General features: G+C 73.5%; 25 protein-coding genes and 1 pseudogene. 9 read left to right on the top strand and 17 right to left on the bottom strand.

Annotated features, from left to right (window positions below):
- The first annotated feature begins 45 nt into the window (after positions 1–45).
- Genes AC559T_RS33545 through hypF form a run of 3 tightly spaced genes read left to right on the top strand, consistent with a single transcriptional unit; the run spans position 46 to position 4,069 of the window.
- Positions 46–1,686 carry a YhjD/YihY/BrkB family envelope integrity protein gene (locus tag AC559T_RS33545; protein ID WP_498871246.1) on the top strand — a complete coding sequence of 547 codons (1,641 nt, stop codon included), beginning with the start codon at positions 46–48 and terminating at the stop codon, positions 1,684–1,686.
- A gap of 18 nt (positions 1,687–1,704) precedes the next feature.
- Positions 1,705–1,830 (top strand): acylphosphatase, encoded by a 126-nt coding sequence (locus AC559T_RS33540; protein ID WP_112109420.1) that lies wholly within the window; start codon positions 1,705–1,707, stop codon positions 1,828–1,830.
- Positions 1,784–4,069: a carbamoyltransferase HypF gene (hypF, locus tag AC559T_RS33535; RefSeq protein WP_498871305.1), complete on the top strand. Its 2,286-nt coding sequence runs from the start codon at positions 1,784–1,786 to the stop codon at positions 4,067–4,069. The genes AC559T_RS33540 and hypF overlap by 47 nt, the downstream gene beginning before the upstream one ends.
- A gap of 238 nt (positions 4,070–4,307) precedes the next feature.
- Here the strand turns inward: hypF and hypB are convergent, their stop codons facing one another.
- From hypB to AC559T_RS33465, 14 genes are all read right to left on the bottom strand, one after another.
- On the bottom strand, positions 4,308–5,024 hold the full coding sequence (gene hypB / locus AC559T_RS33530; protein WP_071064457.1) for a hydrogenase nickel incorporation protein HypB: 717 nt from the start codon (positions 5,022–5,024) through the stop codon (positions 4,308–4,310).
- Positions 5,025–5,190: 166 nt separating this feature from the next.
- A complete protein-coding gene (locus AC559T_RS33525; protein WP_071064455.1) occupies positions 5,191–5,523 on the bottom strand; it encodes a hydrogenase maturation nickel metallochaperone HypA/HybF in 333 nt (110 codons plus the stop codon).
- Positions 5,524–5,536: 13 nt separating this feature from the next.
- The gene (gene hypE, locus AC559T_RS33520; protein ID WP_071064453.1) at positions 5,537–6,649 is read right to left on the bottom strand and encodes a hydrogenase expression/formation protein HypE; all 1,113 of its coding nucleotides are present in this window, start codon (positions 6,647–6,649) and stop codon (positions 5,537–5,539) included.
- Positions 6,646–7,782, bottom strand: a complete 1,137-nt coding sequence (gene hypD, locus AC559T_RS33515) for a hydrogenase formation protein HypD (RefSeq protein WP_131626715.1) — start codon at positions 7,780–7,782, stop codon at positions 6,646–6,648. The genes hypE and hypD overlap by 4 nt, the downstream gene beginning before the upstream one ends.
- A 52-nt stretch (positions 7,783–7,834) precedes the next feature.
- Positions 7,835–8,107, bottom strand: coding sequence for a HypC/HybG/HupF family hydrogenase formation chaperone (locus AC559T_RS33510; protein ID WP_498871245.1), 273 nt, complete (start codon positions 8,105–8,107; stop codon positions 7,835–7,837).
- Between the two features lie 5 nt (positions 8,108–8,112).
- A complete protein-coding gene (locus tag AC559T_RS33505) occupies positions 8,113–8,217 on the bottom strand; it encodes a DUF6893 family small protein (protein WP_373693973.1) in 105 nt (34 codons plus the stop codon).
- A gap of 2 nt (positions 8,218–8,219) precedes the next feature.
- Positions 8,220–8,732: a hydrogenase maturation protease gene (locus AC559T_RS33500; RefSeq protein ID WP_071064449.1), complete on the bottom strand. Its 513-nt coding sequence runs from the start codon at positions 8,730–8,732 to the stop codon at positions 8,220–8,222.
- A 16-nt stretch (positions 8,733–8,748) separates the two neighbouring features.
- Positions 8,749–9,990, bottom strand: a complete 1,242-nt coding sequence (locus tag AC559T_RS33495) for a hypothetical protein (RefSeq protein WP_498871244.1) — start codon at positions 9,988–9,990, stop codon at positions 8,749–8,751.
- Complete coding sequence (locus tag AC559T_RS33490; protein WP_368952331.1) at positions 9,987–10,610, bottom strand: DUF6084 family protein; 624 nt, start codon at positions 10,608–10,610, stop codon at positions 9,987–9,989. The genes AC559T_RS33495 and AC559T_RS33490 overlap by 4 nt, the downstream gene beginning before the upstream one ends.
- A complete protein-coding gene (locus AC559T_RS33485; protein ID WP_071064442.1) occupies positions 10,603–11,259 on the bottom strand; it encodes a DUF5947 family protein in 657 nt (218 codons plus the stop codon). The genes AC559T_RS33490 and AC559T_RS33485 overlap by 8 nt, the downstream gene beginning before the upstream one ends.
- Positions 11,256–11,864, bottom strand: a complete 609-nt coding sequence (locus AC559T_RS33480; protein ID WP_498871243.1) for a NifU-related iron-sulfur-binding protein — start codon at positions 11,862–11,864, stop codon at positions 11,256–11,258. Before AC559T_RS33480 ends, AC559T_RS33485 begins: the two co-directional genes overlap by 4 nt.
- Positions 11,865–11,869: 5 nt before the next feature.
- A complete protein-coding gene (locus tag AC559T_RS33475) occupies positions 11,870–13,660 on the bottom strand; it encodes a nickel-dependent hydrogenase large subunit (protein WP_498871242.1) in 1,791 nt (596 codons plus the stop codon).
- On the bottom strand, positions 13,657–14,712 hold the full coding sequence (locus AC559T_RS33470) for an NADH-quinone oxidoreductase subunit B family protein (protein ID WP_112108311.1): 1,056 nt from the start codon (positions 14,710–14,712) through the stop codon (positions 13,657–13,659). Before AC559T_RS33470 ends, AC559T_RS33475 begins: the two co-directional genes overlap by 4 nt.
- 35 nt (positions 14,713–14,747) lie before the next feature.
- Entirely contained in the window at positions 14,748–15,041 is a 294-nt protein-coding gene (locus tag AC559T_RS33465; protein WP_071064436.1) for a HypC/HybG/HupF family hydrogenase formation chaperone, read from the bottom strand.
- Between the two features lie 104 nt (positions 15,042–15,145).
- On the opposite strand from AC559T_RS33465, the gene AC559T_RS33460 reads away from it, so the two are divergent.
- The 3 genes from AC559T_RS33460 (at position 15,146) to AC559T_RS33450 (ending at position 17,714) form a co-directional block, all read left to right on the top strand.
- Positions 15,146–15,994 carry a Sir2 family NAD-dependent protein deacetylase gene (locus AC559T_RS33460; RefSeq protein WP_498871241.1) on the top strand — a complete coding sequence of 283 codons (849 nt, stop codon included), beginning with the start codon at positions 15,146–15,148 and terminating at the stop codon, positions 15,992–15,994.
- Entirely contained in the window at positions 15,994–17,289 is a 1,296-nt protein-coding gene (locus AC559T_RS33455; protein WP_112108313.1) for an alpha/beta fold hydrolase, read from the top strand. Before AC559T_RS33460 ends, AC559T_RS33455 begins: the two co-directional genes overlap by 1 nt.
- A 161-nt stretch (positions 17,290–17,450) precedes the next feature.
- Positions 17,451–17,714 (top strand): UBP-type zinc finger domain-containing protein, encoded by a 264-nt coding sequence (locus AC559T_RS33450; protein ID WP_083391079.1) that lies wholly within the window; start codon positions 17,451–17,453, stop codon positions 17,712–17,714.
- 82 nt (positions 17,715–17,796) lie between these two features.
- On the opposite strand, the gene AC559T_RS33445 is transcribed toward AC559T_RS33450, so the two are convergent.
- Entirely contained in the window at positions 17,797–18,078 is a 282-nt protein-coding gene (locus tag AC559T_RS33445) for a GlsB/YeaQ/YmgE family stress response membrane protein (RefSeq protein ID WP_083391076.1), read from the bottom strand.
- Between the two features lie 108 nt (positions 18,079–18,186).
- On the opposite strand from AC559T_RS33445, the gene AC559T_RS33440 reads away from it, so the two are divergent.
- From AC559T_RS33440 to AC559T_RS33430, 3 genes are all read left to right on the top strand, one after another.
- Positions 18,187–19,254: a thiamine pyrophosphate-dependent enzyme gene (locus tag AC559T_RS33440; RefSeq protein ID WP_498871240.1), complete on the top strand. Its 1,068-nt coding sequence runs from the start codon at positions 18,187–18,189 to the stop codon at positions 19,252–19,254.
- 4 nt (positions 19,255–19,258) lie between these two features.
- Positions 19,259–20,101, top strand: a complete 843-nt coding sequence (locus AC559T_RS33435; RefSeq protein ID WP_498871239.1) for an enoyl-CoA hydratase — start codon at positions 19,259–19,261, stop codon at positions 20,099–20,101.
- 65 nt (positions 20,102–20,166) lie between these two features.
- Positions 20,167–21,738, top strand: coding sequence for an aldehyde dehydrogenase family protein (locus tag AC559T_RS33430; protein ID WP_498871238.1), 1,572 nt, complete (start codon positions 20,167–20,169; stop codon positions 21,736–21,738).
- A 337-nt stretch (positions 21,739–22,075) separates the two neighbouring features.
- On the opposite strand, the pseudogene AC559T_RS33425 reads toward AC559T_RS33430, so the two are convergent.
- Positions 22,076–22,312, bottom strand: a pseudogene (locus AC559T_RS33425) (response regulator transcription factor); the annotation flags it as partial.
- Positions 22,303–24,237, bottom strand: coding sequence for a hypothetical protein (locus AC559T_RS33420; protein WP_498871237.1), 1,935 nt, complete (start codon positions 24,235–24,237; stop codon positions 22,303–22,305). The gene AC559T_RS33420 and the pseudogene AC559T_RS33425, both read right to left, overlap by 10 nt.
- Positions 24,238–24,252: the final 15 nt, after the last annotated feature.

Here is a 24,252-nt window from a genome sequence, read left to right as displayed (position 1 = left end):
CCGGTGTGCCGCCGCCTGCGACGCATCGAGACGAGGAGGCGCGGGATGGCGCTCGGCGCTCGGCTGGATCGGGCGCAGCAGAGCAGGCCGAGGGTCGCGTTCCCGCTCGCGGTGATCTACAAGTTCGCGGAGGACCAGGGCGGCTACCTCGCCGCGCTGATCGCGTTCTACGGATTCCTCTCCCTGTTTCCGCTGCTCCTGCTGCTCACGACCGGCCTCGGCTTCGTCCTCGCGGGGCATCCCGACATCCAGGAGCAGGTGGTGAGCTCCGCGCTCAGCCAGTTCCCGATCATCGGTGACCAGCTCCGCAGCGACGTCCAGGCCCTGCGCGGGAGTGCCGTGGCGGTGGCGATCGGTGTGCTCGGCAGCATCTGGGGCAGCCTCGGGGTGGCCCGCGCGCTCGGGAACGCGCTGGACACGGTCTGGGCGGTGCCGCGGCGCTCGCGGCCGAACCCCTTCTTCGCCCGGGTGCGCAGCTTCGGCCTCATCGGCCTGTTCGGGCTCGGTGTCGTGCTGACGACCCTGCTGTCCGCGATCACCACCCGGGCCGGCGACCTCGGCACCGGTCTCGGTGCCGGCGCGCAGGTCCTCGCGGTGGTGCTCGGCATCGCCGGGAACACGGGCCTGATCCTGATGGCGTTCCGGCTGCTCACGGTCAAGTCGGTGACGTTCGGCCAGATCCTGCCCGGAGCCGCGATCGCCGCGCTGGGCTGGCAGCTGCTCCAGTCGGCCGGGACCTACCTCCTCCAGTACCAGCTACAGGGGCGCACGCAGGTCTACGGCCTGTTCGCACTGGTCCTCGGCCTGATGACCTGGCTGTACCTGCTCGCCGCGGTGATCGTGTTCGCGATGGAGATCAACACCGTGCGCGCCGGACGGCTCTACCCGCGCGCGCTGCTCACCCCGTTCGTGGACGACGTCGTCCTCACCGACTCCGACCGGCGGGTCTACACCTCGTATGCCCAGGCGGAGCAGTTCAAGAGCTTCCAGCAGGTCGACGTCTCCTTCGACGACGTCTCCGTCGGTGACGCCTCGTCCGGTGACGCCTCCGTCGACCAGGATCGACCCATGAAGCTGACACACGCGATGCGCACGACGGGCACCTGCCGGCGGTTCCGGCCCGACCCGGTGCCCGACGACGTCCTCGTCGCCGCGTTCGACGCCGCCCGGTTCGGCCCGCAGGGCGGGAACCGCCAGCCGGTGCGGTTCGTGGTCGTCCGGGACCCGGAGCGCCGGCGGGTGCTCGCCAACCTCTACCTGGCCCGCTGGCAGCCCTACCTCGACGAGCGCGGGATCAGCACGCCGACCGAGGCCGACCACTTCGCGCGCACCCTGGCGGACGTCCCCGTGCTGGTCGTGGTGTGCGCGAAGCTCGCGGCGCTGCATCCCACCGACACCGAGCTGGACCGGCTGAGCATCGTCGGCGGGGCGTCGGTCTACCCGATCGTGCAGAATCTCTGCCTCGCGCTGCGCGGCGCCGGGGTGGCCACCGCGCTGACGACGCTGCTGGTCGCCGACGAACCGAAGGTCGCCGAGCTGCTCGACATACCGGACGGCTACGCGACCGCCGCGCACCTCGCGGTCGGCTATCCCGAGCGCGGTTTCCCCAGCAACCTGCGGCGCCGTCCCGTCGAGGAGCTCGTCTTCGGAGAGGCCTTCGGACGCCCGCTGGGCGAGGCTGGATGAATGGGCGAGACTGGATGAATGACGTCGCGAGAGCAGGTCGAGGTCGAGGTGACCGGAATCGTGCAGGGCGTCGGTTTCCGGCCCTTTCGTCTACGGGCTGGCGACCCGGCTCGGCCTGAGCGGCCAGGTCTCCAACGACGCTGAGGGCGTCCACATAGCGCTGGACGGCGCCGGCCCGGAGGTCGCCGCGTTCCTGACCGCGCTGCGCGAGGAGGCGCCGCCGCTCGCCCAGATCGACAGCGTGGACGTCTCCGGCGGTCCCGCGCCGCCCGGAGCCGGGCCGGCGGCGCCGGGGTTCCGGATCGCCCCCAGCGACCCGGCCCGCGGCGGGGCCGGGCCGCGGACGCGGGTCTGCGCGGACAGTGCCACCTGCGCGGACTGCCTGGCCGAGCTCGCCGACCCGGCCGACCGGCGCTACCGCTACCCGTTCATCAACTGCACCAACTGCGGCCCCCGCTTCACGATCATCCGGGACGTCCCCTACGACCGGCCGGCCACGACGATGGCCGGATTCCGGATGTGCGCGCGGTGCCGGGCGGAGTACGACGACCCGGCCGACCGCCGCTTCCACGCCCAGCCGGTGTGCTGTCCGGACTGCGGCCCCACCCTCAGCTTCCGGCCCACCGCCGCCGCGTCGCCGACGTCCGACGAGCCGCTGGAGCGAGCAGCGGGGCTGCTGCGGGGCGGCGGGATTCTCGCGGTGAAGGGGCTGGGCGGGTACCACCTGGCCGTGCTCGCCGCGGACGGGTCCGCGGTGGCGACCCTGCGCCGGCGCAAGCACCGGGACGCCAAGCCGTTCGCCGTCATGGTGCGCGACCTGGCGACCGCCGAGGAGATGTGCTGCCTCGACCCCACCGCGCGCCTCCTGCTCACCGGGCGGCGCCGGCCGATCGTCCTGGTCGAGCGCTGCCGGTGCGCCGGCCGGGTCGCCGAGGCGGTGGCGCCGGGCACCGGGACGCTCGGCGTGATGCTGCCGTACACGCCGCTGCACCACCTCCTGCTCGGCCTGCTGCCCGGCCCGATCGTGCTGACCAGCGGCAACATCTCCGACGAGCCGATCGTGTACCGCGACGAGGAGGCCCTCGCCGCGCTCAGCCCGGTCGCGGACGGTTTCCTCGCCCACGACCGGGCCATCCACACCAGGCTCGACGACTCGGTCGCCCGGTCGGTGCGCGGCCGGGAGACGCTCGTGCGCCGCTCCCGCGGCTACGCCCCGGAGCCGCTGCCGCTGCCCTGGGAGGTCCAGCGGCCGGTGCTGGCCTGCGGGGCCGAGCTGAAGAACACCGTGTGCCTGGCGGCGGGGCGGCGGGCGTACCTCTCCGGCCACATCGGGGACCTGGAGAACCACGAGACGCTGCGGTCGTTCGTCAGCGGGATCGACCACCTGCGCCGGCTGTTCGACATCTCGCCCGAACTGGTAGCGCACGACCTGCACCCGGAGTACCTGTCCACGAAGTGGGCGCTGGAGCAGGACCTGCCGGTCGTCGGTGTGCAGCACCACCACGCGCACATCGCCTCCTGCCTGGCGGACAACGGCCATCCCGGGCCGGTGCTCGGTGTGGCCTTCGACGGCCTCGGCTTCGGTCCGGACGGCACCCTGTGGGGCGGGGAGTTCCTGTGGGCCGACCTGGCCGGCTTCACCCGGCTCGCACACCTCACGCCCGTCCCGATGCCCGGGGGCGTCGCCGCGATCCGGGCACCATGGCGGATGGCCGCCGCCCACCTGCTCGCCGCCGGCGTCGCCGACCCGGACCGCCTCGCGGTCGCCCGCCGCAACGCCGACCGCTGGGACGCGGTCGCCGCCCTGGCCAGGTCCGGTGCCGCCCCGTCCCCGGTGGGTGCCCCGCTGACCAGCAGCGTCGGACGGCTGTTCGACGCCGTCGCGGCTCTCGTCGGCGTCCGGGACACGATCACCTACGAAGGGCAGGCCGCGATCGAGCTGGAGCGGATCGCCGCCCCCGGCGACTACGGCCGCTACCCGGCGAGCCCCCCGCCGTCGGGTGCCGGGCTGCTGATGCCGGGCGCCGACCTGATCCGCGGCGTCGTGGACGACCTGCGCGAACGCGTCGACCCCACGGTGATCGCCGCCCGGTTCCACAGCACGCTGGCCGGGCTCACCGTCGACATCTGCGCCGCCCTGCGCGACAGCCTCCTGGGCGGCCCGGGAGCCCCGGGCCGCCCGGGGCTCCCGGCATGCCCGGCGGGAACGGTGGCGCTTTCCGGCGGTGTCTTCGGCAACCTGCGGCTGCTCGGCGAGATCATGGACGGGCTGGTCGACCGGGGCTTCACCGTCCTGACCCACTCCCGGGTGCCCTGCAACGACGGCGGGATCAGCCTCGGCCAGGCGATGGTCGCGAACGCCCGCGGCCAGCAGCGCACCTGACTGGCAGACGCTGCGCACGGGACCGAACAAAGCTCCGCACGCCGGGACAAAAGCCCCGCACGCCGGGCCGGCCTGCTCGCCATTTGGCATCCCACTCGCCATTTCTGGGCGAATTTCGCTGGGAATTCTGTCTGAAACGGCGAGAAAGAAGTCAAACGGCGAGGAGTCGAGCACCAGAATCGGTGGGCTCCATAACTTGGCAGCATAACTGGGCGGCGAGAACACGGAGTGGGGCAGATCAGGGCGGGCCGCCGGTGGTTGGCGGGCATGATCGTGCGCGCAGCCAGCCGTACCAGTCGGCGAGCCCGGTGTCGGCGGTCGCCGACACCGGCAGCACCGGGGCGGACGGGTTGACCAGCCGCACGGACCCGGCGAACAGGTCGCCGTCGAAGGCGAGGTAGGGCAGCAGGTCGACCTTGGTGAGCAGGACCAGGTCGGCGACCCGGTACATGTGCGGGTACTTGCTGGGCTTATCCTCACCCTCGGTGACCGAGGCCAGCACGACCCGGGCCGACTCCCCGAGGTCGAAAAGCCCCGGGCAGACCAGGTTGCCGACGTTCTCGATCAGCACCACCGCCCCGGGCGGCGGGTCGAGCTCCCGCAGAGCCCGCCCGACCATCGCCGCCTCCAGATGGCAGCCGGTGCCGGTGTTCACCTGGACGGCGCGGGCGCCGGTGGCACGGATGCGCTCGGCGTCCAGCGGTGTCTCCTGGTCGCCTTCCACGACGGCACAGGTGACGGTCCCCGCCACGGCGCGGATCGTGTGTTCCAGCAGCGTCGTCTTGCCCGCGCCCGGCGAGCTCATCAGGTTGACGGCCGACACCCGCCGGGCCGCCAGCCACGCCCGGTTGTCCCGCGCCGACTCCTCGTTGCGCGCCAGCACGTCCACCTCGAGCCGCAGCGTCCGCGCCTCAGCCGCCTCCCGACTGTCATCACAACCGCAGGTCCCGCACATCAGCCCACCTCCGCTCCCTCAGCCCCTCCCGCCCGTCCCTCCCACCCGGCCATTCGGCTCGGCCCGTCCGCTGGTCCCGCTCAGCCCTCCCGTTCGGCTTGGCTCGTCCGCTGGTCCCGCTCAGCCCTCCCGTTCGGCTTGGCTCGTCCGCTGGTCCCGCCGACCGTCAGCGCACCTCGACGGCGGTGATCCGGACCTCCTCACCGCCGGTCAGCTCGATCTCATGGCTTCCGCAGCCACACGGCGTGAGCAGGTCCGGCAGGTCGACGTCGGCCCCGCACCGGCGGCAGCGGCCCCGCCCCGGCGGCTCGGCGATGTCGAGCCGGGCGCCGTCGAGCGACGTCCCGGCGGCGACCAGGTCGAAGCAGAAGCGCAGCGGCGAGGTCATCACCCCGGACAACCGCCCGATCTCGAGCGCCACCCGGGTCACCTGGACGTCCGCCGGGACCCGCCGGGCGACCATGTCGACCAGCTCGACGGTGACCGAGAGCTCGTGCACCGCGCCAGCCCGGTCAACAGATCCGCGGCAGCGGGTCGCCGACCAGCAGGTCGACGATGCGGGTCCCGCCGAACGCGGTGTTGAGCAGCACCATGCCCGGCGGGTCGTCGGCGATCCGCCCGATCACCGCCGTGTCCGCGCCCAGCGGGTGCGAGCGCAGCGCGGCCAGCGCCGCCTCGGCCACCTCGGGGGCGACGATCACCACCATCCTGCCCTCGCAGGCGACGTACAGCGGGTCGAGGCCGAGCAGCTCGCAGGCCCCGCGCACGGTGGGCCGCACCGGCACCGCGTCCTCGTCGACGATCACTCCGACCCCGGCGGCGGTCGCCACCTCGTTGAGGATCGTCGCCACCCCGCCGCGGGTCGCGTCGCGCATGGCCCGCACCCCCGGACCGTCCGCCGGCGCCCCGACCGCTTCCAGCAGCCGGGACGTCAGCTCGGCCAGCGGGGCGGTGTCGGAGGAGAGGTCCGCGCTGATGTCGAGCTCGCCGCGGGCCAGCAGCACCGTGATCCCGTGGTCGCCGATCGGCCCGGTGACCAGGACGGCGTCGCCCGGCCGGGCCCGCGCGGCGCCCAGGCGGACGTCCGCGGGGACGAGCCCGATGCCGGTGGTCGTGACGTAGCAGCCATCGGCCCGCCCGCGCTGGACGACCTTCGTGTCCCCGGTGACGATCGACACCCCTGCGTCGGTCGCCGCGCGGGCCATCGAGGCCACGATCCGGCGCAGGTCGTCGACGGCCATCCCCTCCTCGAGGATGACCGCGCAGGCCAGGTGCAGCGGGCGTGCCCCGGCGACCGCGAGGTCGTTGACCGTGCCGTTCACGGCGAGATCACCGATGTCACCGCCGGGGAAGAACAGCGGGGTGACGACGAACGAGTCGGTCGTCAGCGCCAGGCGCGTCCCGTCCACGGTGAACACCGCCGCGTCCTCGAGCGGTTCCAGCAGCGGGTTGCGCAGCCCCTCCAGGAACACGGCGTCGATGAGGGTCGCGGTGGCCTTGCCGCCCGCGCCGTGCGCCGAGGTGATGTGGGTGTCGCGCAGCTTCGGTCGGCGTCGCCGCGCGGCCTCGACCCGGTCCAGGACGCCGCTCTCGCTCCGGCCGGCGGCCACCTTCGCCGCGGTCATGCTCGGCTCATCTCCTTCGCGGGCTCGGTGGCGCGGTGCCGGGCGCGGCCGAAGTTGTAGTAGGCGGCGCAGGCGCCCTCGGGGGAGACCATGCAGGCACCGATCGGCGTCTCCGGGGTGCAGCCGGTGCCGAAGACCTTGCACTCCCACGGCTTGATGACCCCGGTCAGCACCTCGCCGCACTGGCAGGCCTTCGGGTCCTCGACCCGGGCACCCGGCGGCGCGAAGATCCGCTCGGCGTCGAAGGCGGCGTACCGCTCCCGCACCCGCATCGCCGACCACGGGATGCGGCCCAGCCCGCGCCACTCGAAGTCCGGCCGCGGCTCCAGCACCTCGTCGATCACGGCGAGCGCGACCGGGTTCCCCTCGGCCGCCACCACCCGGGTGTACTGGTTCTCCACCTCGCAGCGCCTGTCCCGCAGCTGCCGCAGCAGCTTGTGGATGGACTGCAGGATGTCCAGCGGCTCGAACCCGGAGACCACCAGCGGCCGGCCGTAGTCGCGGGGGATGAAGTCGTACGGCCGGCAGCCGATCACCGTCGAGACGTGCCCGGGGCCGACGAACCCGTCGATCCGCACGTCGGGGGAGTCCAGGATCGCCCGCAGCGCCGGAACGATCGTGATGTGGTTACAGAAGATCGAGAAGTTCGTCAGTCCCTCGGCCGCCGCCCGCCGCACCGTCAGCGCTGTGGACGGCGTCGTCGTCTCGAAGCCGATCGCCATGAACACGACCTGCCGGTCCGGGTTCGCCCGCGCGATCTTCAGCGAGTCCAGCGGCGAGTAGACCATCCGGATGTCGGTGCCCTCGGCGTTGGCGTCGAAGAACGAGCCGTGGCTGCCCGGTACCCGCATCATGTCGCCGAACGAGGTCATGATGACGCCGTCCTGGCGGGCGATGTGCATGGCGTCGTCGACCCGTCCCATCGGGATGACGCACACCGGGCAGCCCGGGCCGTGCACCAACGAGACCGCCGGTGGCAGGTGGTCCTCCAGGCCGTGCTTGTAGATCGTGTGCGTGTGCCCGCCGCACACCTCCATGAACGCGTACGTCCGGCCCGGCTCACAGAGCTCGGCTATCCGGGCGGACAGCGCCCGCGCGGTGCCCGCGTCCCGGTACTCGTCGACGAAGCGCATCTCCTCCGCCTCTCCGTGGTCGATCGCCGCTCCGCGTGGCCTGTCGCCCGCGCTAGTCGATGGACGAGGCGCGCAGCGCGGCCAGCTCGTCGTCGTAGGCACGCCCGATGCCGGTGAGGAAGTCCAGCGCCGCCCGCGCCTCGGTCTCGTCGATCAGGGACAGCGCGAACCCGACGTGGATGAGGACCCAGTCCCCTGGGCGCGGCGGGTGCTCGTCGAGCAACCCGATGTTGATCGCCCGCCGCACCCCGCTGACGTCCACCGTCGCGATGTCCGGGCGGTCTGGCCGGATCTCCACGACCTCACCCGGAATACCGAGACACACGCCGATCACATCCTGCTGAACTCGAGGTATCGGCGCAGATCGGGGGCGATGACGACAGTGGCTGCGCCGGCTCCGACCGCGACCGCGGCGAGCACCATCCAGTGCGACATGATCATTCCTCCCGTTGGGTCTCGATCCGCCTGACTGTGATCCCGGGCGCGCCGTCGATCTCGGACTGGCCGGAGATGACCGACCGGACGAGGCGCGCCGCCGGCTCGACGGCGGCCGCCACCGGCGGCGAGAGCCCGACCTGGTGATCCACCGAGGCCGGCTCGCAGCCGACCAGCAGCACCCGGTCGAGATGCCCGCCGAGCGTGTCGACCAGGTCGAGGACGACGTCCGGGCGCATCCCGTGCGCGTCGACCTCGGACGGCGCCCGCACGTCGGTCAGGTCCACGAGGGACACCGTGCCTGGTTCGTACCCGCGTCCGAGCGCGTCGACGAGCACCACCGTCGAATAACCGCCGGAGCACAGGTCGAAGGCCAGGTGCAGCCCGCTGGTCCCGTAGTCGGCGATGGTCACCCGCGGCGGCGGGCCGGTGCGCCGCAGGTGGCGGGCGACCTGCACGCCGAAGCCGTCGTCGCCGAGCAGTATGTTGCCGACGCCGGCCACCAGCGTGCTCACTGGTTCACTGTCCAACTCATTGCCGCTCCAGCTCGTCAGGGGTGAAGTACAGGAAGCGACCGAATTCCCGGCGCAGGTCCGCGCCGGGGTCGTCGTCCAGGGTCACCGCCACATGGGTCCGGCCGTCCACGTCGTGCAGGACGGCGGCGACGGTGGCGGCGCGGCCGTCGATGAACATGTCCTGCGCGTCGCTGCCGGTCGCGGCCCCGCTCGCCAGACCGGTCAGCGGGCCGGTCAGCATCCGTCCGGGCCGGGGTCGCAGCCGCACCGCGCTGCCCACCGCCGGCTCCGCGCCCGGTGTCGCGTCTGATGCCGGGCCCGGAGCCGGCGGTGGGATGACCCGGCCGCGGCCGTGCAGCTTCTCGGCCATCGCCGGGGCGAGCTCCGCGACGGACGCGAGCAGCTCGGCGGCCCGCGGATCGCCCGTGCGCGCCGCCAGCTTCTCCGCGTCGGTGAGCGTGGACGTCCGCAGGGCCAGCATCTCGTCGATCTCGGTGGCGTCGCAGAACGCGGCCGGGCTCTCCGCCGCGATCTCGGGATGGTCGGGCAGGGTGATCGGCGCGGCAAGCACCGTGTCCGAGCGGCCCGGGCGGCCCGGGCGGCCGAGGAGCGCCGGCCACAGCCGCTCGTTGACGCAGGCCCGCGCGGCGTCCGCCGCCCACTCCGGCGGGTCGGCCAGTGAGAGGAAACAACCGCCGTACGCCCGGGCCACCACCTGGACGGCGACGAACGCCCGGCCCAGCGCCGCGTCCCGGTCGGCGGGCGGCTGGCCGGGCGGGACGGAGACGTTGCGGACGGTGGCGTGGATCCGGTACCCGCCGTAGGGGCCGGGCAGCGCCTGCGCGCCGAGCAGCAGTTCGCCGCGTCCCGGTTCCGGCCCGCCGAGCACCAGGCCCCGCCGGACGGGCTCGCCCGCCAGCTCGCCGACCCGCACCGAGAGCGCCCCCGCCGCGTCGCCGCGGGCGCCGCCGCCCTCCCACAGCCACCGGGCACCGATCCGGAGCGTCGTGCCCGGGCCGCCGTCCAGGAGGAACTCGGTGCGGGCGGCGGAGTGCTCGCCGGTGCCCGCCGCGGCGAACGCCGGCGGCATCAGCACGCCGAACTGCCAGTGGTGGCGGTTCTTCAGCGCGTCCTCCCGGTACGGGTAGAGGAGGTATCCCTCGTAAAGGACGGTGTCGGAGACCGCCCGCGCCGCGTCGTCGAGGAAGCCGACCGGGTCGGCCCGGGCGGGGGCGCCGTCGCCGTCATGAGTGCTCATGGTGTCGCTCCGGACAGCAGGGAGGTGATCGCGGCGTCCGCGGTCGGGATGGCGCGCTCCAGGCGGTACCGCGCGAGCGCGTCGACGGTGCGCCGGTCCAGCCGCAGCCACGCCTCGCCGGGGAAGTACATGTCGATCAGCTCCCGCCAGGTCGCGACCGGCAGCCGGTAGCCGGCCTCCAGATGCCAGGGCACCTGCTCGACCCGCAGGCCGTTCGGGCCGATCCCGAACACCGTCCCGCTGAACATCAGCCGCAGCGGGATCACCCCGTCGCGCAGCGAGCCGAAGTACCGCCCGGACGCGACCTCGAGGTCGTAGCCGCAGGGCACGGCGAGCTCGGTCTCGGTGGAGCCGGCGAAGCCCGGCACCACCGTGGAGACCGTGGCGAACTGGATCGGGTGCGGCGGGCCCGGGCCCGTCCCGAACAGGTGGGTGAGCGCGCGGGACTCGGCGGGGTCGTAGCGCCGGGCGCCCGGGTCGATGCGGATCTGGCAGCGCAGCGCCAGCGCGTGCAGCCGCTCGCCGCCGCGTTCGGCGATGCGCAGCCGGAAAAGCAGCGTCGGGGCCGCCGCGTAACGCTGCGGCGAGACGTCGAGGCAGTCGAAGCTCAGGTCAGCCATCGCGGGCCCCCACCCTGCCGTCAGGCGAACCCGCTCCGCTGTCAGGCGAACCCGCCCTGCGGCGGGCGTCGGCGAGGAAGGCGGCGAGCCGCTGCCGGGCCTGCGAGCCGCCGTCGAAGCCACGCCAGTGCAGCCGGAGCTCGCCGACCAGCCGGTAGCAGGCGTCGATCGGCAGCAGGTAGCCGCTCTGGCCGTCCCGGGTGGTGTGCACGAGCAGACCCTCGACCTCGGGGGTGAGCTGCCAGCCCACCGCCGCGGCCAGGTCGGCATCGAAGCCGCTGGCCGTCGTGCTGGCCGGCAGCTCGCAGTGCGTCGCGCCTCCCGGGCTCGGGTAGAATGCGCCCACCGCCCCGTCGTGGATCACGAAGAAGGCCAGCCCGACGGGGATGCCCGCCGCCGCGAGCAGCTCGGCCCCGGCGGGGAAGGCCGCCGCGAACAGGTACCTCGTCGGCACCGCCCGGTAGCGGCCGCCGCCGGCGCCGGCCCGGGTGAACAGCAGCCGGCAGCCGGGACACGAACAGAGGATGGAGCGGGTGTCCAGGTCGGTGATGTGCCCGTGCTCCTCGGCGATCCGCTCGCCGCAGAGCTCGCAGCGCGCGGCGCCGGGGCCGGTGCCGGGCGCGAGGTAGCGGCGCAGCGTCGCGGTCACGAGGTGCCCACCCCGACCACGGGGAGCAGGGCCCGCCCCGCGGCGAGGTCGCCCGGCGCGGCGGCCCCGGCCCCCTCGACCAGCACGGTCACCTCGGGGGCGGCCGTCTCGACGGCGTCCTCGACCGCGGCGACCACCGTCGGGCCGGGCGGCCGGCCCGACGAGCGGACGGTGACGACCGGATCTTCCTCCGTGCCGGTGATCTCGAAGCGGAGGGTGTGTGCCCCGGGGAGCTCCCCGAGCCGCGCGAAGGCCTCCTCGACCCGGCGCCGGGTGCTCACCGGGTGCAGGCCGTGCATGGCCAGCAGCGCCCCGAGGTGGGGCTCCGCCGCGAAGGCCCGCACGTTCTCCGCGCCCGCGATCACCGTGAGCTGGGCCAGGCCCGCCCCGTAGAACTCCATCAGTGCTCGGACGATCTCCTCGGCCAGCACCCTGGTCCGGCTGTCGCCCAGCTGCTCCAGCCGGGTGAGCAGGTCGTCCACCCGGGCCGCCGCCGCGCGCGGGTCGACCGAGTTCCGCGGGCCGGCCGAGTCGCGCTCGGCCGGGGCCCGTGGGCCGGCCGCGCCCCGCGGGTCCGTGCTCGCGACCGCCGTCCCCACTGCCATCGTGATCACCCGGCGGGGGTGAAGGCGTGCGGGGTGTGGACGACGTCCAGCGTGCGCCCGGCGCCGGTGTGCATGTGCACCCCGCAGGGCAGGCACGGGTCGAAGCTGCGGACAGTGCGCATGATGTCTATCCCCTTGAACGACTCCGGCGGGTTCTGCTCGAAGATCGGGGTGTTCTGCACCGCGTCCTCGTACGGGCCGGGCGTGCCGAACACGTCGCGCACGCTGGCGTTCCACGGCGTCGGCGGGTACGGGTGGTAGTTCGCGATCCGGCCGTCCCGGATGATCATGTGGTGCGACAGCACCCCGCGGACGGCCTCGGTGAACCCGCAGCTCATGGCCTCGTCGGGGACGTCGAAGGACTCCCACGTCTTCGAGTGGCCCGCCCGGACCTCGGCCAGCGCCTGCTCGGCGAAGTACAGCGCGCAGGCCGCCGCGTACGCCTGGAAGTAGGTGCGGGCGCGGTTGCGCTCCAGGGTGTTGCTCCAGCGGGGGATCGTCCACTCGTAGGTCCGCTCGCCGACCGTCGCCGACCTCGGCAGCGTGATCCGCACGCTGTGCCCGGTCGCGCGGACGTGGCCGATGTCGACCAGCCCGGACAGCGCCGTGCTCCACAGCCGGGCGATCGGGCCGCCGCCGGTGTCGAGAGGCAGGTGGTCGATGCCGTCGAACCAGCGCGGCGACATCACCCACGAGTACTTGTCGTCGAAGTCGCGCCGGCTCGGGTGGGGGATGGTGGTCTGGTTCCACGGGTGCCGCCGGTCGACCGGGTTCCCCAGCGGGTCGTGGGTGACGAACAGCGGCTGGTCGTCCCAGTCGTCGTAGTACGAACTGCCCAGCAGGACGCGGATGCCGAGGTTGATGTCGACGAGGTTGTTCGTGACCAGGTTGCCGTCGACGACCACCCCCGGGGTGACGAACATGCTCCGGCCCCAGTCGGCCATGTTCCGGTAGGTGAAGTCGCACCGCTCCGGCTCGTTGAACGCCCCCCAGCAGCCGAGCAGGATCCGCCGCCGGCCGACCTCCTCGTAGCCGGGCAGCGCCTTGTAGAAGAAGTCGAAGAGATCGTCGTGCATCGGGACGACGCGCTTGAGGAACTCGATGTAGCGCATCAGCCGGGTGAGGTAGTCCGTGAACAGCTGGACGGAGGCCACCGTGCCCACGCCACCCGGGTAGAGCGTGGATGGATGGACGTGCCGCCCCTCCATCAGGCAGAACATCTCGCGGGTGAGCCGGCTCATCCCCAGCGCCTCGCGGTAGAACTCGCCCTCGATCGGGTTGAGGGCGTGCATGATGTCGCCGATGGTCCGGTACCCGTGCTCGTCGGCGTGCGGCGACTCGGTGGCCCAGGCCAGCTCGAGTACCTCAGGATTGGTCTCGCCGACCATCTTCTCGCAGTAGTCGACCCCCACCAGGTTCTCCTGGTAGATGCAGTGATCGAACATGTACTCGGCGGCCTCGCCCAGATTGATGATCCATTCGGCGAGCGGCGGCGGCTTCACGCCGTACGCCATGTTCTGCGCGTACACCGAGCAGGTGGCGTGATTGTCACCGCAGATGCCGCAGATCCGGCTGGTGATGAAATGGGCGTCGCGGGGGTCCTTGTCCTTCATGAAGATGCTGTAGCCGCGGAAGATGGACGACGTGCTGTGGCACTCGACCACCCTGCGCGCCGGCCAGTCGATCTTTGTGTAGATGCCGAGGCTCCCGACGATGCGGGTGATCGGGTCCCACGACATCTCCAGCAGGTGGGCGTCCCGGGCATCGGTTGCCGTGTGCGCCGAGGTGGTCGTCATGTCAGCACCTTCTCCCGCGCGCGATCGTCGTCCTGGCCTGCGTGGACGTCCCGCCGCCGCCAGTGCGGTTCGACGTCCGCCTTACGCATCGTGATGGCGCGCAGTCTGCGGATGACCGCGCCGTACAGGCCGCTCGCGGTGGTCGAGACGTGGGCGCCGGGCGGCTCGTCCATGAACGGCATGAAACGGTCCGGGAAGCCCGGCATCGTGCATGCGATGCAGATCCCGCCGACGTTCGGGCAGCCGCCCACCCCGTTGATCCAGCCGCGCTTGGGGACGTTGCACTTCACCACCGGGCCCCAGCAGCCGATCTTCACCAGGCACTGCGGGGTGCCGTACTCCGTGGTGAACTGACCTTCCTCGTAGTACCCGGCCCGGTCGCAGCCCTGGTGCACGGTGGCGCCGAACAGCCAGCGCGGGCGGAGCTGGTCGTCGAGGGGGATCATCGGCGCCTGCCCGCTCGCCTGGTAGAGCAGGTAGGTGATCGTCTCCGACAGGTTGTCCGGCTGGACGGGGCAGCCCGGAACGCACACGATGGGGATCTGCGCCTTCGACTTCCAGTCCCAGCCGAGATAGTCGGGCACCCCCATCGCCCCGGTCGGATTCCCGGCCATCGCGTGGATGCCGCCGTAGGTGGCGCACGTTCCCGCGGCGAGGATCGCCAGTGCCTTCGGTGCGAGCCGGTCGAGCCAGGTGCTGGTCGTCACCGGCTGGCGGGTCACCGGGTCGTTCCCGAAACCGCTCCAGTAGCCGCCGTTCGTGATCAGGTCCTCGTTCGGAATGGACCCCTCGACGACCAGGACGAACGGATCGAGCTCGCCGTGGTCGGCCCTGCGGAACCAGTCGATGAAGGTGTCGGCGCCCTGCTCCGGCCCGGACTCGAAATCGATGAGCGGCCAGTGGACGCTCACCTTCGGCAGACCCGGCAGGGTGCCCAGAACGATGTCCTCGATGCTGGGCTGGGTGGCTGCGGTGAGCGCGACCGAGTCCCCGTCGCAGCTGAGTCCGGCGTTGATCCAGAGAATATGGATCGGATCCTCGACTGTGGACACGGTTCTCCCACCCCTTCCGGTCGTTCACCGGTCATTCACACGACGGCGATCGCCTCCCCGGCGTGCACCAGGACGGTGTCGCCGGCCTGCGCCTGCACAAGCGCGATGCTGATCTCCTCGACGCCCGCCGACGCCCGCGCCAGGGCCAGCCCGCCCTCCTCCAGGCGGACGATCTCCATCTCGATCACGCCGTCGGAACAGGTCACGCAGGAGCCCGTCGTCGCGGCGGCCGGGTGGCCGGCGGCCAGATCGGTCAGCTCGCCGGCAGGGTGGCAGGGCGGGGCGCTCGGACCAGATACCTCAGCAGGGTCCTTGCAGCGCGTGTTCATGAACTAACGGTACGTCTGTGGTGTGGGCGGCACCACCGGGCGCCGCGGGGCGCCTCGCCGGCACCCGGCCGCCTCGTCCGGGCGGCGGGCCATACCCTCGAGGCATGGTCTTCGCCCGGTTGCGTGATCTTGTCGCCGGCGGTGGCGTCGTGGTGCTCACCGGAGCGGGGATGTCGACCGACTCGGGAATCCCTGACTATCGGGGGCCGAACGGCTCGCTGCGCCGGCACACGCCGATGACCTACCAGCAGTTCAACCGGGACCAGGCGGCCCGGCGCCGGTACTGGGCGCGCAGCCACCTCGGCTGGCGCCACGTCGCCGGGGCGCGCCCCAACACCGGGCACCGCGCTCTGGCGGAACTGGAGGCCGCGGGCCTGCTCGACGGCGTCATCACCCAGAATGTCGACGGGCTGCACCGGGCCGCCGGGTCGCTCCGGGTCATCGACCTGCACGGCGAGCTCGCCCGGGTCCGCTGCCGGGCCTGCGGGGCGCTCAGTGCGCGGGCCGAGCTCGACCGCCGCCTGCGCGCGGTGAACCTGGGCTTCGCCGCCGGGGTGGCCGCCGCGTCGCCGCTCGGCGCCGAGGTCAACCCGGACGGCGACGTCACCCTCCCCGACGAGGCGATCGACGGTTTCGTCGTAGTGGGGTGCGCCGGCTGCGGGGGCGACCTGGAGCCCGACGTGGTCTTCTTCGGCGCCACGGTGCCGCCGGCGCGGCTGGCGTCCGCGGTCGCGCTGGTCGAGAACGCCCGCGGGCTGCTCGTGCTCGGTTCGTCGCTGGCCGTCATGTCGGGCTACCGGTTCGTACTGCGGGCGGGAGAGCTCGGCATCCCGGTCGGGATCGTGAACCAGGGCCCGACCCGCGGCGACGCGCGGGCGGAGTTCACCGTCGACTCGCCACTGGGCGCCGTCCTGCCCCGCCTCGCCGCCGAGCTGCTCGGCGCGGCCGCCTGATGGCCACTGATGCGGATCACCCCGTCGGGGATCGCGCGGAGCTGACCCTGCGCGCCGCCGGGCCGGGCGACGTCGCCGCGCTTGTCGAGCTGATCGAGTCCGCGTACCGGGGCGAGCACAGCCGGGTTGGCTGGACCACCGAGGCCGACCTGCTGGGCGGCCAGCGCACCGACCCGGAGATGCTTGCCGCCGCGCTCGCCGAGCCCGACATCCGGATGCTCCTCGCGCTCGGCCCGGCCGGGGAGCCGGTCGGCTGCTGCCAGCTCCAGCGGCGCCCGGACGGCGCCTACTTCGGCATGTTCGCCGTCCAGCCGGACATCCAGGGGCGGGGGATCGGGGACCGTCTGCTCACCGCCGCGGAGGCACTCGCCCGCGACGAGTGGGCGGCGGCCCGGATGGAGCTGTACGTCATCTCGCTGCGCGCCGAGCTGATCGCCTGGTACGAGCGGCGCGGCTACCGGCGTACGGACCGCCACGAGCCCTTCCCCTACGGGGACACCCGGTTCGGCGTGCCGCTGCGCGACGACCTGGTCTTCGCCGTCCTGGAGAAGGACCTCGGCCACCGGGTCGACGTCGGCGGCCTCGCGCTGCACGTCGAGACCTGGACGGGCCAGGCGCATTCATCCACCCCGCTGCTGCTCCTGCACGGCATCGGTGGGAGCACCAGGGACTGGGCCGGGGTGTCCCGCGAGCTCGCCGGCGCCGTGTCGAGCCGGGTCGTGGCCTACGACCACCGCGGCCACGGAACCAGCGGGCGGGCGGCCCGCCCGGAGTACACCTTCGACCACCTCGTCCGCGATCTCGAGACCGTCGTCGCGACGCTGGAGCTGGCGCCGCTGCACCTGCTGGGGCATTCGATGGGCGGGGTGATCGCGCTCCGGTACGCGCTGGCCCACCCCGAGGCCGTCCGGTCGCTGATCCTGATGGACACCGCCGCGGCGCCGGCAGCGGGTGATCATCTGCTGTCCCGGCTGGGCATGGGCGCGCTCATGGAGGGCATCGCCGCCGCGACCGCGCTGCTGGGGCATGGGGACCACGCCGACCCCGCCGCCCTCGCAGCCTTCGGCCACGAGCTCAACGCCTACCCCTCGATGATCGACCGGCTGGGCGAGATCCGCTGCCCCACGACGGTCATCGTCGGCGAGCGGGACGTCCTGCTGCGCGGTGCCGCGCGGGATCTGGCCGGCGCCATCGAGGGTGCCCGGCTCGCGGTGATCGCCGGTGCCGATCACAACCCGCAGGCCAGTCACCCGCAGGCCTGGCTCAGCGCGGTGGAGCGGCACGCCGCCTTCTGAGAACCGCGGCCATTCATTTTCCGGCCCGGTGGCGGTGGCCGCGGTTGGCAGTGTCCACGGTCACGGGTTCTTCGCACACCAGAATTTAGGACGTACTGAGATTTCGGGGCGGGATGGTGGCCTGCTTGGCAGCCCGTGTTCGGTCAATGGAGAATGGGTTCATGGCCGCTGGCGAAGATCCGCATCTGTCGTTGGTACGACCTGTCGAGCCCACCCCGCCGGACGGCTGCGGAGAGTGTCTGCGGGTCGGTTCGCAATGGGTGCACCTCAGGCTGTGTCTCACATGTGGCAATGTGGGGTGCTGCGACTCCTCTCCGTCGCGGCACGCCCGTGCCCATGCGCACACCCACGAGCACCCCATCGTCCGCTCGTACGAACCGGGCGAGGACTGGCGCTGGTGCTACGTCGACGAGGCCTACGTCTAGCGGGCACGGCTGCTTGGTCGGGCCCCACCTCCGCCGGGCCCGCTCCCTGGAAGAGGAGCGGGCCCACCGACCCGCCGGTGGGCTAGCGGCCGACCGGATGGCGCTGGTGGCGGTTCGCCCACAACGGCGCGACGAGCGCGACCAGGGCAACGGCGACGCCGACCTGAAGAATGTGCCGAATCCAGTCGATGCCCGACGTGTTACGCACGCCGATTGCGCTGGCGATCACGTTTCCGACCAGGGCGCCGACTATACCGACGACCACGGTGAGCCAGATTGGGATATCCTGCCGCCCGCGCATGATAAGTCGTGCGAGAAGACCGATGACGAGACCTGCCAGCACTATCCAAACAATTTGAAACACGACGGACGGCCCCCCTGGGTCGGGTGATGACTACCCCTCGGGTGTCCCCTCCTCGCAGGCATCGCAAACTGTGTCGTCGACCAGACAGGAATAATACGGATGACGTTGATGGCGGAACGCAGTGAGAACGGCGCTCCGTTCGACACGGGTGTTCGGCTGCTTGCGCCGAACGGCACTCTCGTCGACGACCCGCGTTTCACTGTGCGTGCTGACTCCCGGCAGACGGAGTCGTTCTACCGGGAGATGGTGCGGGCGCGCCGCCTCGACGAGGAGGCCACGGCGCTGCAACGCCAGGGCGAGCTGGTCCTGTGGATTCCGCTGCGGGGCCAGGAGGCCGCCCAGGTGGGCTCGGCGGCCGCCGCCGAGCCGGGGGACTTCCTCTTCCCCAGCTATCGCGAGCATGCCGTGGTCTGGCACCGCGGCATCCCCCCGGTCGAGGTGCTGCGCCTGCTGCGGGGCGTCACGCACGGCGGCTGGGATCCCGAGGCGTACAACGTGGCCAACTACGTGCTCGTGCTGGCGTCGCAGACCCTGCACGCGGTGGGCTACGGCCTGGGCGTCCGCCTCGACGGCGCAGCCGGCCAGGTGGTGATGGTCTACCTCGGTGACGGCGCGATGAGCCAGGGCGACGCGAACGAGGCGTTCGTCTGGGCCGCGAGCTTCGGCGCGCCGGTGGTGTTCTTCTGCCAGAACAACCAGTGGGCGATCTCCACACCCAGCGCGCGCCAGTCACCCGTGCCGCTGGCACGCCGCGCGGCGGGCTTCGGCTTTCCGGGCGTGCGGGTGGACGGCAACGACGTGCTGGCGGTGCATGCGGTGACCACCTGGGCCCTGGAGCACGCCCGCTCGGGTCAGGGCCCCGTCCTGATCGAGGCGAACACCTACCGGATGGCGCCGCACACGACGTCCGACGACGCCAGCAGGTACCAGGAGGCCGCCGAGGTCGCGGCGTGGCGGGCGCGCGACCCGATCGACCGGGTCGCGCTGCTGCTCGGCCACACGCACGACCCGGCCTGGTTCGAGGGTGTGCGGGCGGAGGCGGAGGAAGCCGCGGCCACGCTGCGCCGGGAGTGCCTGGCCCTGCCCGACCCGGCCCCGCGGACCCTGGTGGATCATGTGCTGGTGGGTGGCTCCGCGCTACTTCGGGAGCAGCGGGGTGAGATCTGGGAGGGTTGACGCCGTGATAGACGTTGAGCTTCGCGGCGTGTCCGACCCCCGGCCCGCGGCCGGTGAGAGCCCCCAGCCCGACCAGCCGAACGCCGATCAGAGCACAGAGCAGAGCACCGCGCGCACTGGCGAGCGCCCCGGCGACCCCCAGATCGCCGTGGTGCGGATCGACCGGCCCGAGCGCCGCAACGCGCTGGACACCGAGCACTGCCTCGGCCTGCGCGCCGGCATCGGCCGGGCGCTGGACGCCGGTGTCCGTGCCGTGGTCCTCACCGGCTCCGGGACGAGCTTCTGCGCCGGCGCGGATCTCGACCAGGTCTACGGCGAGGCCTTCACCGACGCGCTCTACGGGGCGCGGCACGCGCTCACCGGCGCGCCCGTCCCGGTGATCGCCGCCATCAACGGCCCGGCCATCGGCGCAGGGCTGCAGCTCGCGCTCGCCGCGGACCTGCGTGTCGCCGTCGAGGATGCCTCGTTCGCGGTGCCGACGGCGCGGCTCGGCCTGTCGGTGGACCCGTGGACGCTGCGCCGGCTGGCCGAGCTGGCCGGCGGCGGCGCGGCCCGCGCCATCGTGCTGGGCTGCGAGAGCGTCCCGGCGCGCCGGGCCTTCGAGCTGGGACTGGTCCAGCGCGTCGGCGGGCTCGACACCGCCCTCGCCTGGGCCCGGGAGATCGCCGGCCTCGCGCCGCTGACCCTCGCCTACTCCAAGCGCGCGTTCAACGCGGCCGCCGACCCCGAGACGGTGCGTCCCGGTGAGGTGATGGCCGCCTACCAGGCATGCTGGACCAGCGAGGACGCGCAGGAGGGCCGCCGCGCCCGGACCGAGAAGCGCGCACCGGTCTTCCAGGGCAAGTAGCTGACAGCCGGCCGCGTCAGGCGGGCGTCAGGCGGGCGAGGAGACGGGACGGGACGGTGGTCGCGATGGCGAAGTTCGAGACACGCAATCCGGCGACGGACGAGGTCATCGGGACCTACCTGGCGATGTCCGCCGACGACGTGGCGGCGAGCGTGCGGTCGGCCCGGGCCGCCGCGGGACAGTGGCGGGCCGCGGGCTTCGCGGGCCGCCGCGCCGCCCTGCTGCGCTGGGACGCCTGGCTCGCCGCCCACGACCGCGACCTGATCGAGCTCATACACCTGGAGAACGGGAAACCGGAGATCGACGGCCGGCTCGAGCTCCTCCTGGCCTGCGAGCAGCTGCGCTGGGCGGCGCGCAACGCGCACCGGGTCCTGCGCGCCCGCCGGGTCCGCACCGGGCTCGTGCTGGCCAACCACAAGGCCCGCATCGACCACCTGCCCTACGGCGTGGTCGGCGTGATCGGCCCGTGGAACTACCCGGTCCTGACGCCGATGGGGTCCATCGCCTACGCGCTGGCCGCGGGCAACACCGTCGTGTTCAAGCCCAGCGAGCTCACGCCCACCGTCGGCGTGTACCTGGCCGAGGCGTTCGCCGCCGCGAACCCGGACCTGCCCCCCGGCGTGTTCACCGCGGTGACCGGGCTCGCCGAGACCGGGGCGGCGCTGTGCACGGCCGGCGTCGACAAGATCGCCTTCACCGGCTCGGCGGCGACGGCGCGGCGGGTCATGGCCACCTGCGCCGAGACGCTGACCCCCGTCCTCGTCGAGTGCGGCGGCAAGGACGCGGCGATCGTCGCGGAGGACGCCGACCTGGCCACCGCGGCACGCGCGGTGGCCTGGGGGGCGACGTCGAACGCCGGCCAGACCTGCGCCGGGGTGGAGCGCGTCTACGTCGTCGCCGGTGTCCGGGACGCATTCCTCGCCCAGCTGCGCCGCGTCCTCGCCGACATCCGGCCCGGGTCGGACGCCGGCGCCGACTACGGCCCGATGACACTGCCCCGCCAGAGCGAGGTCGTCCGCCGCCACCTCGACGACGCGCTCGCCCGCGGCGGGACGGCGCTGCTCGGCGGCCCGGAGTCGGTGCGCGTGCCGTACATCGACCCGATCGTGCTCGTGGACGTCCCCGAGGACAGCGCGGCCGTGCGCGAGGAGACCTTCGGGCCGATGATGACCGTGCGCACCGTCGCCGACGTCGACGAGGCCGTCGCCCTGGCGAACGGCACCGCCTACGGCCTCGGCGCGACCGTGTTCTCCCGGGCCCACGGCGAGGAGATCGCCGCGCGTCTCGACGCCGGGATGGTCTCGGTCAACGCGGTGCTGTCGTTCGCGGCGATCCCGGCGCTGCCGTTCGGCGGGAGCGGCGACAGCGGGTTCGGTCGGGTCCACGGCGCCGCCGGCCTGCGGGAGTTCGCCCGGCCGCGCTCGGTGGCCACCCGCCGGGTGGGCCTGCCCTGGGTCAACGCGACCAGGTTCAACCCTGCCCCGGGGACGTCCGCGGTGCTGAGGTGGCTCATCCGGCTCCGTCACGCTGTGGGGGGTCACGGGGCGGGGCGTCCAGACGCGGGCCGGCGCGATCCGTCGGGCCAGGGCCAGGGCCGTCGGCCGGCGCGAGCAGCCAGGCGAGCAGCTGGCAGCTGACGCCGGGGACGGCCGGCAGCCCCAGCTTCGCCCGCAGACCCGCCAGCACACCCACCTCGACCGGCTGCCCGCGCAGCGCGAGTACCAATGCCGCGCGCTCCCGCTCGTCCAGCCGGAGCAGGTCCGGCGCGCGTTCCGGCCGGGTCACCAGCCGGCGGGCGACGTCGCCGTCGACGACGATCTCGCCCCGCACCAGCCGGCTCAGCGTCGAGCGCAGGACGTCGCGCTGGGTGATGTTGGACTTGAGTGCGTAGCCGGTTCCCGGCAGCGCCCCGCCGAGCAGCTCGGTGGCGTAGGGGGCCTCGTCGTCGGCGGAGAACACCAGCACCGCCACGTCCGGGCGGAACGCCTTGATCCGCCGCGCGGTGCGCAGCCCCTCGTCGGTGCCGGTGGGCGGCATCCGCATGTCGACCAGGGCGACGTCCACCGGGGCGGTGGCGGGTGTGGCCATCACCACCGAGACCAGGTCGGCGCCGCGTTCCACCACGGCGACGACGTCCACGCCGAGGCTGGTCAGCAGCGCCCGCAGGCCCTCGCGGAAGTGCGGGCTGTCGTCGGCGATCGCTACCCGCACGGGACCGTCACCCGGGTCGTGGTGGCGCCGCCGGCGGCACCGCGTACGGCGACCCAACCGCCCAGCGCCCGGGCGTGGTCGGCGGCGGCGCGCACCCCGCCGGCCACCGGCACCGCGCAGGTGACCTCGCCGACGAGCATCGCGCCCTCGGCGCGCACCTCGACCCGGGCGGCCCCCCACTCTCTCCTGCCCGCCGTCGGCCCCGCCGCGGCTGGTCCCGCCGCCAGCTCTGACACGCCCGGCCCCGCCGCCAGCTCTGACACCACCGGTCCCGCCGCGGCCGGCTCCGGCATCCCCGCGGCCGTGTCCGGCGGTGGAACCGCGTCGGCGGCCGCGATGGCGCGCAGCGCGGCGGCGAGCGCCGCGTACATCGCCCGCTCGGCCGTCGTGTCGAAGCGGCCGGCGGGCACCCGCAGCAGGCTCGGGCCGCCCAGCCCCAGCCCCGCGGCGAGACTCTCCAACGCCGGGAGCAGGCCGTCCCGCTCCAGGACGGCGGGATGGGCCTCCCGGGCGATGTCGGCGAGCTCGCCGTGCGCCGCGCGCAGCCCCTCGCCGATTTCCGCCAGGGCCCGCGCGGTGGCCGGTTCCGACACCGTCCGGGCGACGTCCCCCGCCGCCGCGGCGAGCTCGGCCAGGCGCCGGCGGACGCCGTCGTCCAGCTCCCGCCCGACCAGCGCCCACTCGTGGGCCTGCGTGCGCGCGGCCCGCCGGCGTTCCTCACCCAGGCGGACGAGCTGCGCGCGCAGGCCGCTCTGCGCCCGCGCCTGCTCCAGCGCCGCGGCCGCCGCGGCCAGCGCCGCCGCCACCTGCCGCCGGTGGCAGCGCAGGACGGGATCGATGCTCAGCACCGCGACCGGCGCGCCGGCCGCGGACCGCACCGGGACGTACCAGCGCTGTTCCGGGCCCGGCCGGTCCGACCGTTCCCCCCGGTGGTCCTCCGGGGGGAGGTCCACCACCTGGCCGTGCAGATCCACCAGCACCTCCGTGTCCGGCTGGCGGCAGGTGTCCGGCTGGCGGTAGTAGACCTCGAGGGTGGCGTCGCGCAGCAGGGCCCGCAGCGCCGCCCGCACCGACGCCGGTGTCGGCGACCCGATCTCCCGGCCGAGCCGGTCGGCGGTCGTCGCCAGCAGCAGCCGGCGGTGGGCGCCGACGGCGAGCAGCGCGACGGGGGTGACGATCGACGCGGCCCCCTGCAGCGCGACCGCGTCCTCGATGCGGCCCAGCTCGGGTTCGGCCATCAGGCCCGGGTAGGTCACCGCGGTGACGAGCGCCACGAAGCCCGCCGAGAGCAGCACCGGACCGGCGACGACCCGCTCCAGGCCCCGCGCCGCCCGGATCCGGGCGACCGCCAGCAGCACGAACGTCACGGGCACCAGGACGTAGAGGACGAGCAGGACGTCCAGCGCCGCCTCGAAACGGGCCCGGCCGACGAGCAGCGGCGCGGGCCACAGCACACCGTCGGTGAAGCTGTTCCAGGAGGGCCGGGAGATGACGACCGTCAGCACCTGCCCGCCCAGCAGGATCACCGCCGCGGATGTGACCCACCACCGGTCGGCCCGGCCGCGCAGGGTGTTCCCCGGGTAGAGCAGCAGCCCCCAGGCGTAGGCCACCCAGTAGACGGACTGGCCGAGGACGGCGATCAGCGGCAGCGGGCCGACGTCCCAGCTCATCAGCCAGGTCAGCGGGCAGCACAGGCCGCCGAGGGCCAGCAGCTCCCCACACCGGCGTGACGACGGGTCGCCGCGCAGCAGCATGCCGGCGACGACCAGCGCCACCGCCACCGCCACGTTCGGGACGGCGGCCAGCCGGTGGCGCTCCCAGTACGGCCACCCGGCGGCAACGGTCGCCGCGGCCACGAGCAGCGTCGTGGCCGTCGTCGAGGCGGCGAGCCGCGCCGTCGCGGAACGCCCGGAGCCGACCGGCATCCGTCAGGTGTACCC

Origin of the sequence: Frankia sp. Hr75.2 (genome assembly GCF_949319125.1) — a bacterium.
Classification (GTDB): Bacteria; Actinomycetota; Actinomycetes; order Frankiales; family Frankiaceae; genus Parafrankia; species Parafrankia soli.
Note: the sequence above shows the minus strand (reverse complement) of the source record. Positions and strands in the feature narration are given on the sequence as shown.

Coding starts and splice junctions, on each gene's coding strand:
- AC559T_RS33545 (WP_498871246.1), top strand. CDS start 46: ATGGCGCTCGGCGCTCGGCTGGATCGGGCGCAGCAGAGCAGGCCGAGG.
- AC559T_RS33540 (WP_112109420.1), top strand. CDS start 1,705: ATGACGTCGCGAGAGCAGGTCGAGGTCGAGGTGACCGGAATCGTGCAG.
- hypB (WP_071064457.1), bottom strand. CDS start 5,024: ATGTGCGGGACCTGCGGTTGTGATGACAGTCGGGAGGCGGCTGAGGCG.
- hypE (WP_071064453.1), bottom strand. CDS start 6,649: ATGACCGCGGCGAAGGTGGCCGCCGGCCGGAGCGAGAGCGGCGTCCTG.
- hypD (WP_131626715.1), bottom strand. CDS start 7,782: ATGCGCTTCGTCGACGAGTACCGGGACGCGGGCACCGCGCGGGCGCTG.
- AC559T_RS33505 (WP_373693973.1), bottom strand. CDS start 8,217: ATGTCGCACTGGATGGTGCTCGCCGCGGTCGCGGTCGGAGCCGGCGCA.
- AC559T_RS33495 (WP_498871244.1), bottom strand. CDS start 9,990: ATGAGCACTCATGACGGCGACGGCGCCCCCGCCCGGGCCGACCCGGTC.
- AC559T_RS33490 (WP_368952331.1), bottom strand. CDS start 10,610: ATGGCTGACCTGAGCTTCGACTGCCTCGACGTCTCGCCGCAGCGTTAC.
- AC559T_RS33480 (WP_498871243.1), bottom strand. CDS start 11,864: ATGGCAGTGGGGACGGCGGTCGCGAGCACGGACCCGCGGGGCGCGGCC.
- AC559T_RS33475 (WP_498871242.1), bottom strand. CDS start 13,660: ATGACGACCACCTCGGCGCACACGGCAACCGATGCCCGGGACGCCCAC.
- AC559T_RS33465 (WP_071064436.1), bottom strand. CDS start 15,041: ATGAACACGCGCTGCAAGGACCCTGCTGAGGTATCTGGTCCGAGCGCC.
- AC559T_RS33460 (WP_498871241.1), top strand. CDS start 15,146: ATGGTCTTCGCCCGGTTGCGTGATCTTGTCGCCGGCGGTGGCGTCGTG.
- AC559T_RS33455 (WP_112108313.1), top strand. CDS start 15,994: ATGGCCACTGATGCGGATCACCCCGTCGGGGATCGCGCGGAGCTGACC.
- AC559T_RS33450 (WP_083391079.1), top strand. CDS start 17,451: ATGGCCGCTGGCGAAGATCCGCATCTGTCGTTGGTACGACCTGTCGAG.
- AC559T_RS33440 (WP_498871240.1), top strand. CDS start 18,187: ATGGCGGAACGCAGTGAGAACGGCGCTCCGTTCGACACGGGTGTTCGG.
- AC559T_RS33430 (WP_498871238.1), top strand. CDS start 20,167: ATGGCGAAGTTCGAGACACGCAATCCGGCGACGGACGAGGTCATCGGG.
- AC559T_RS33420 (WP_498871237.1), bottom strand. CDS start 24,237: ATGCCGGTCGGCTCCGGGCGTTCCGCGACGGCGCGGCTCGCCGCCTCG.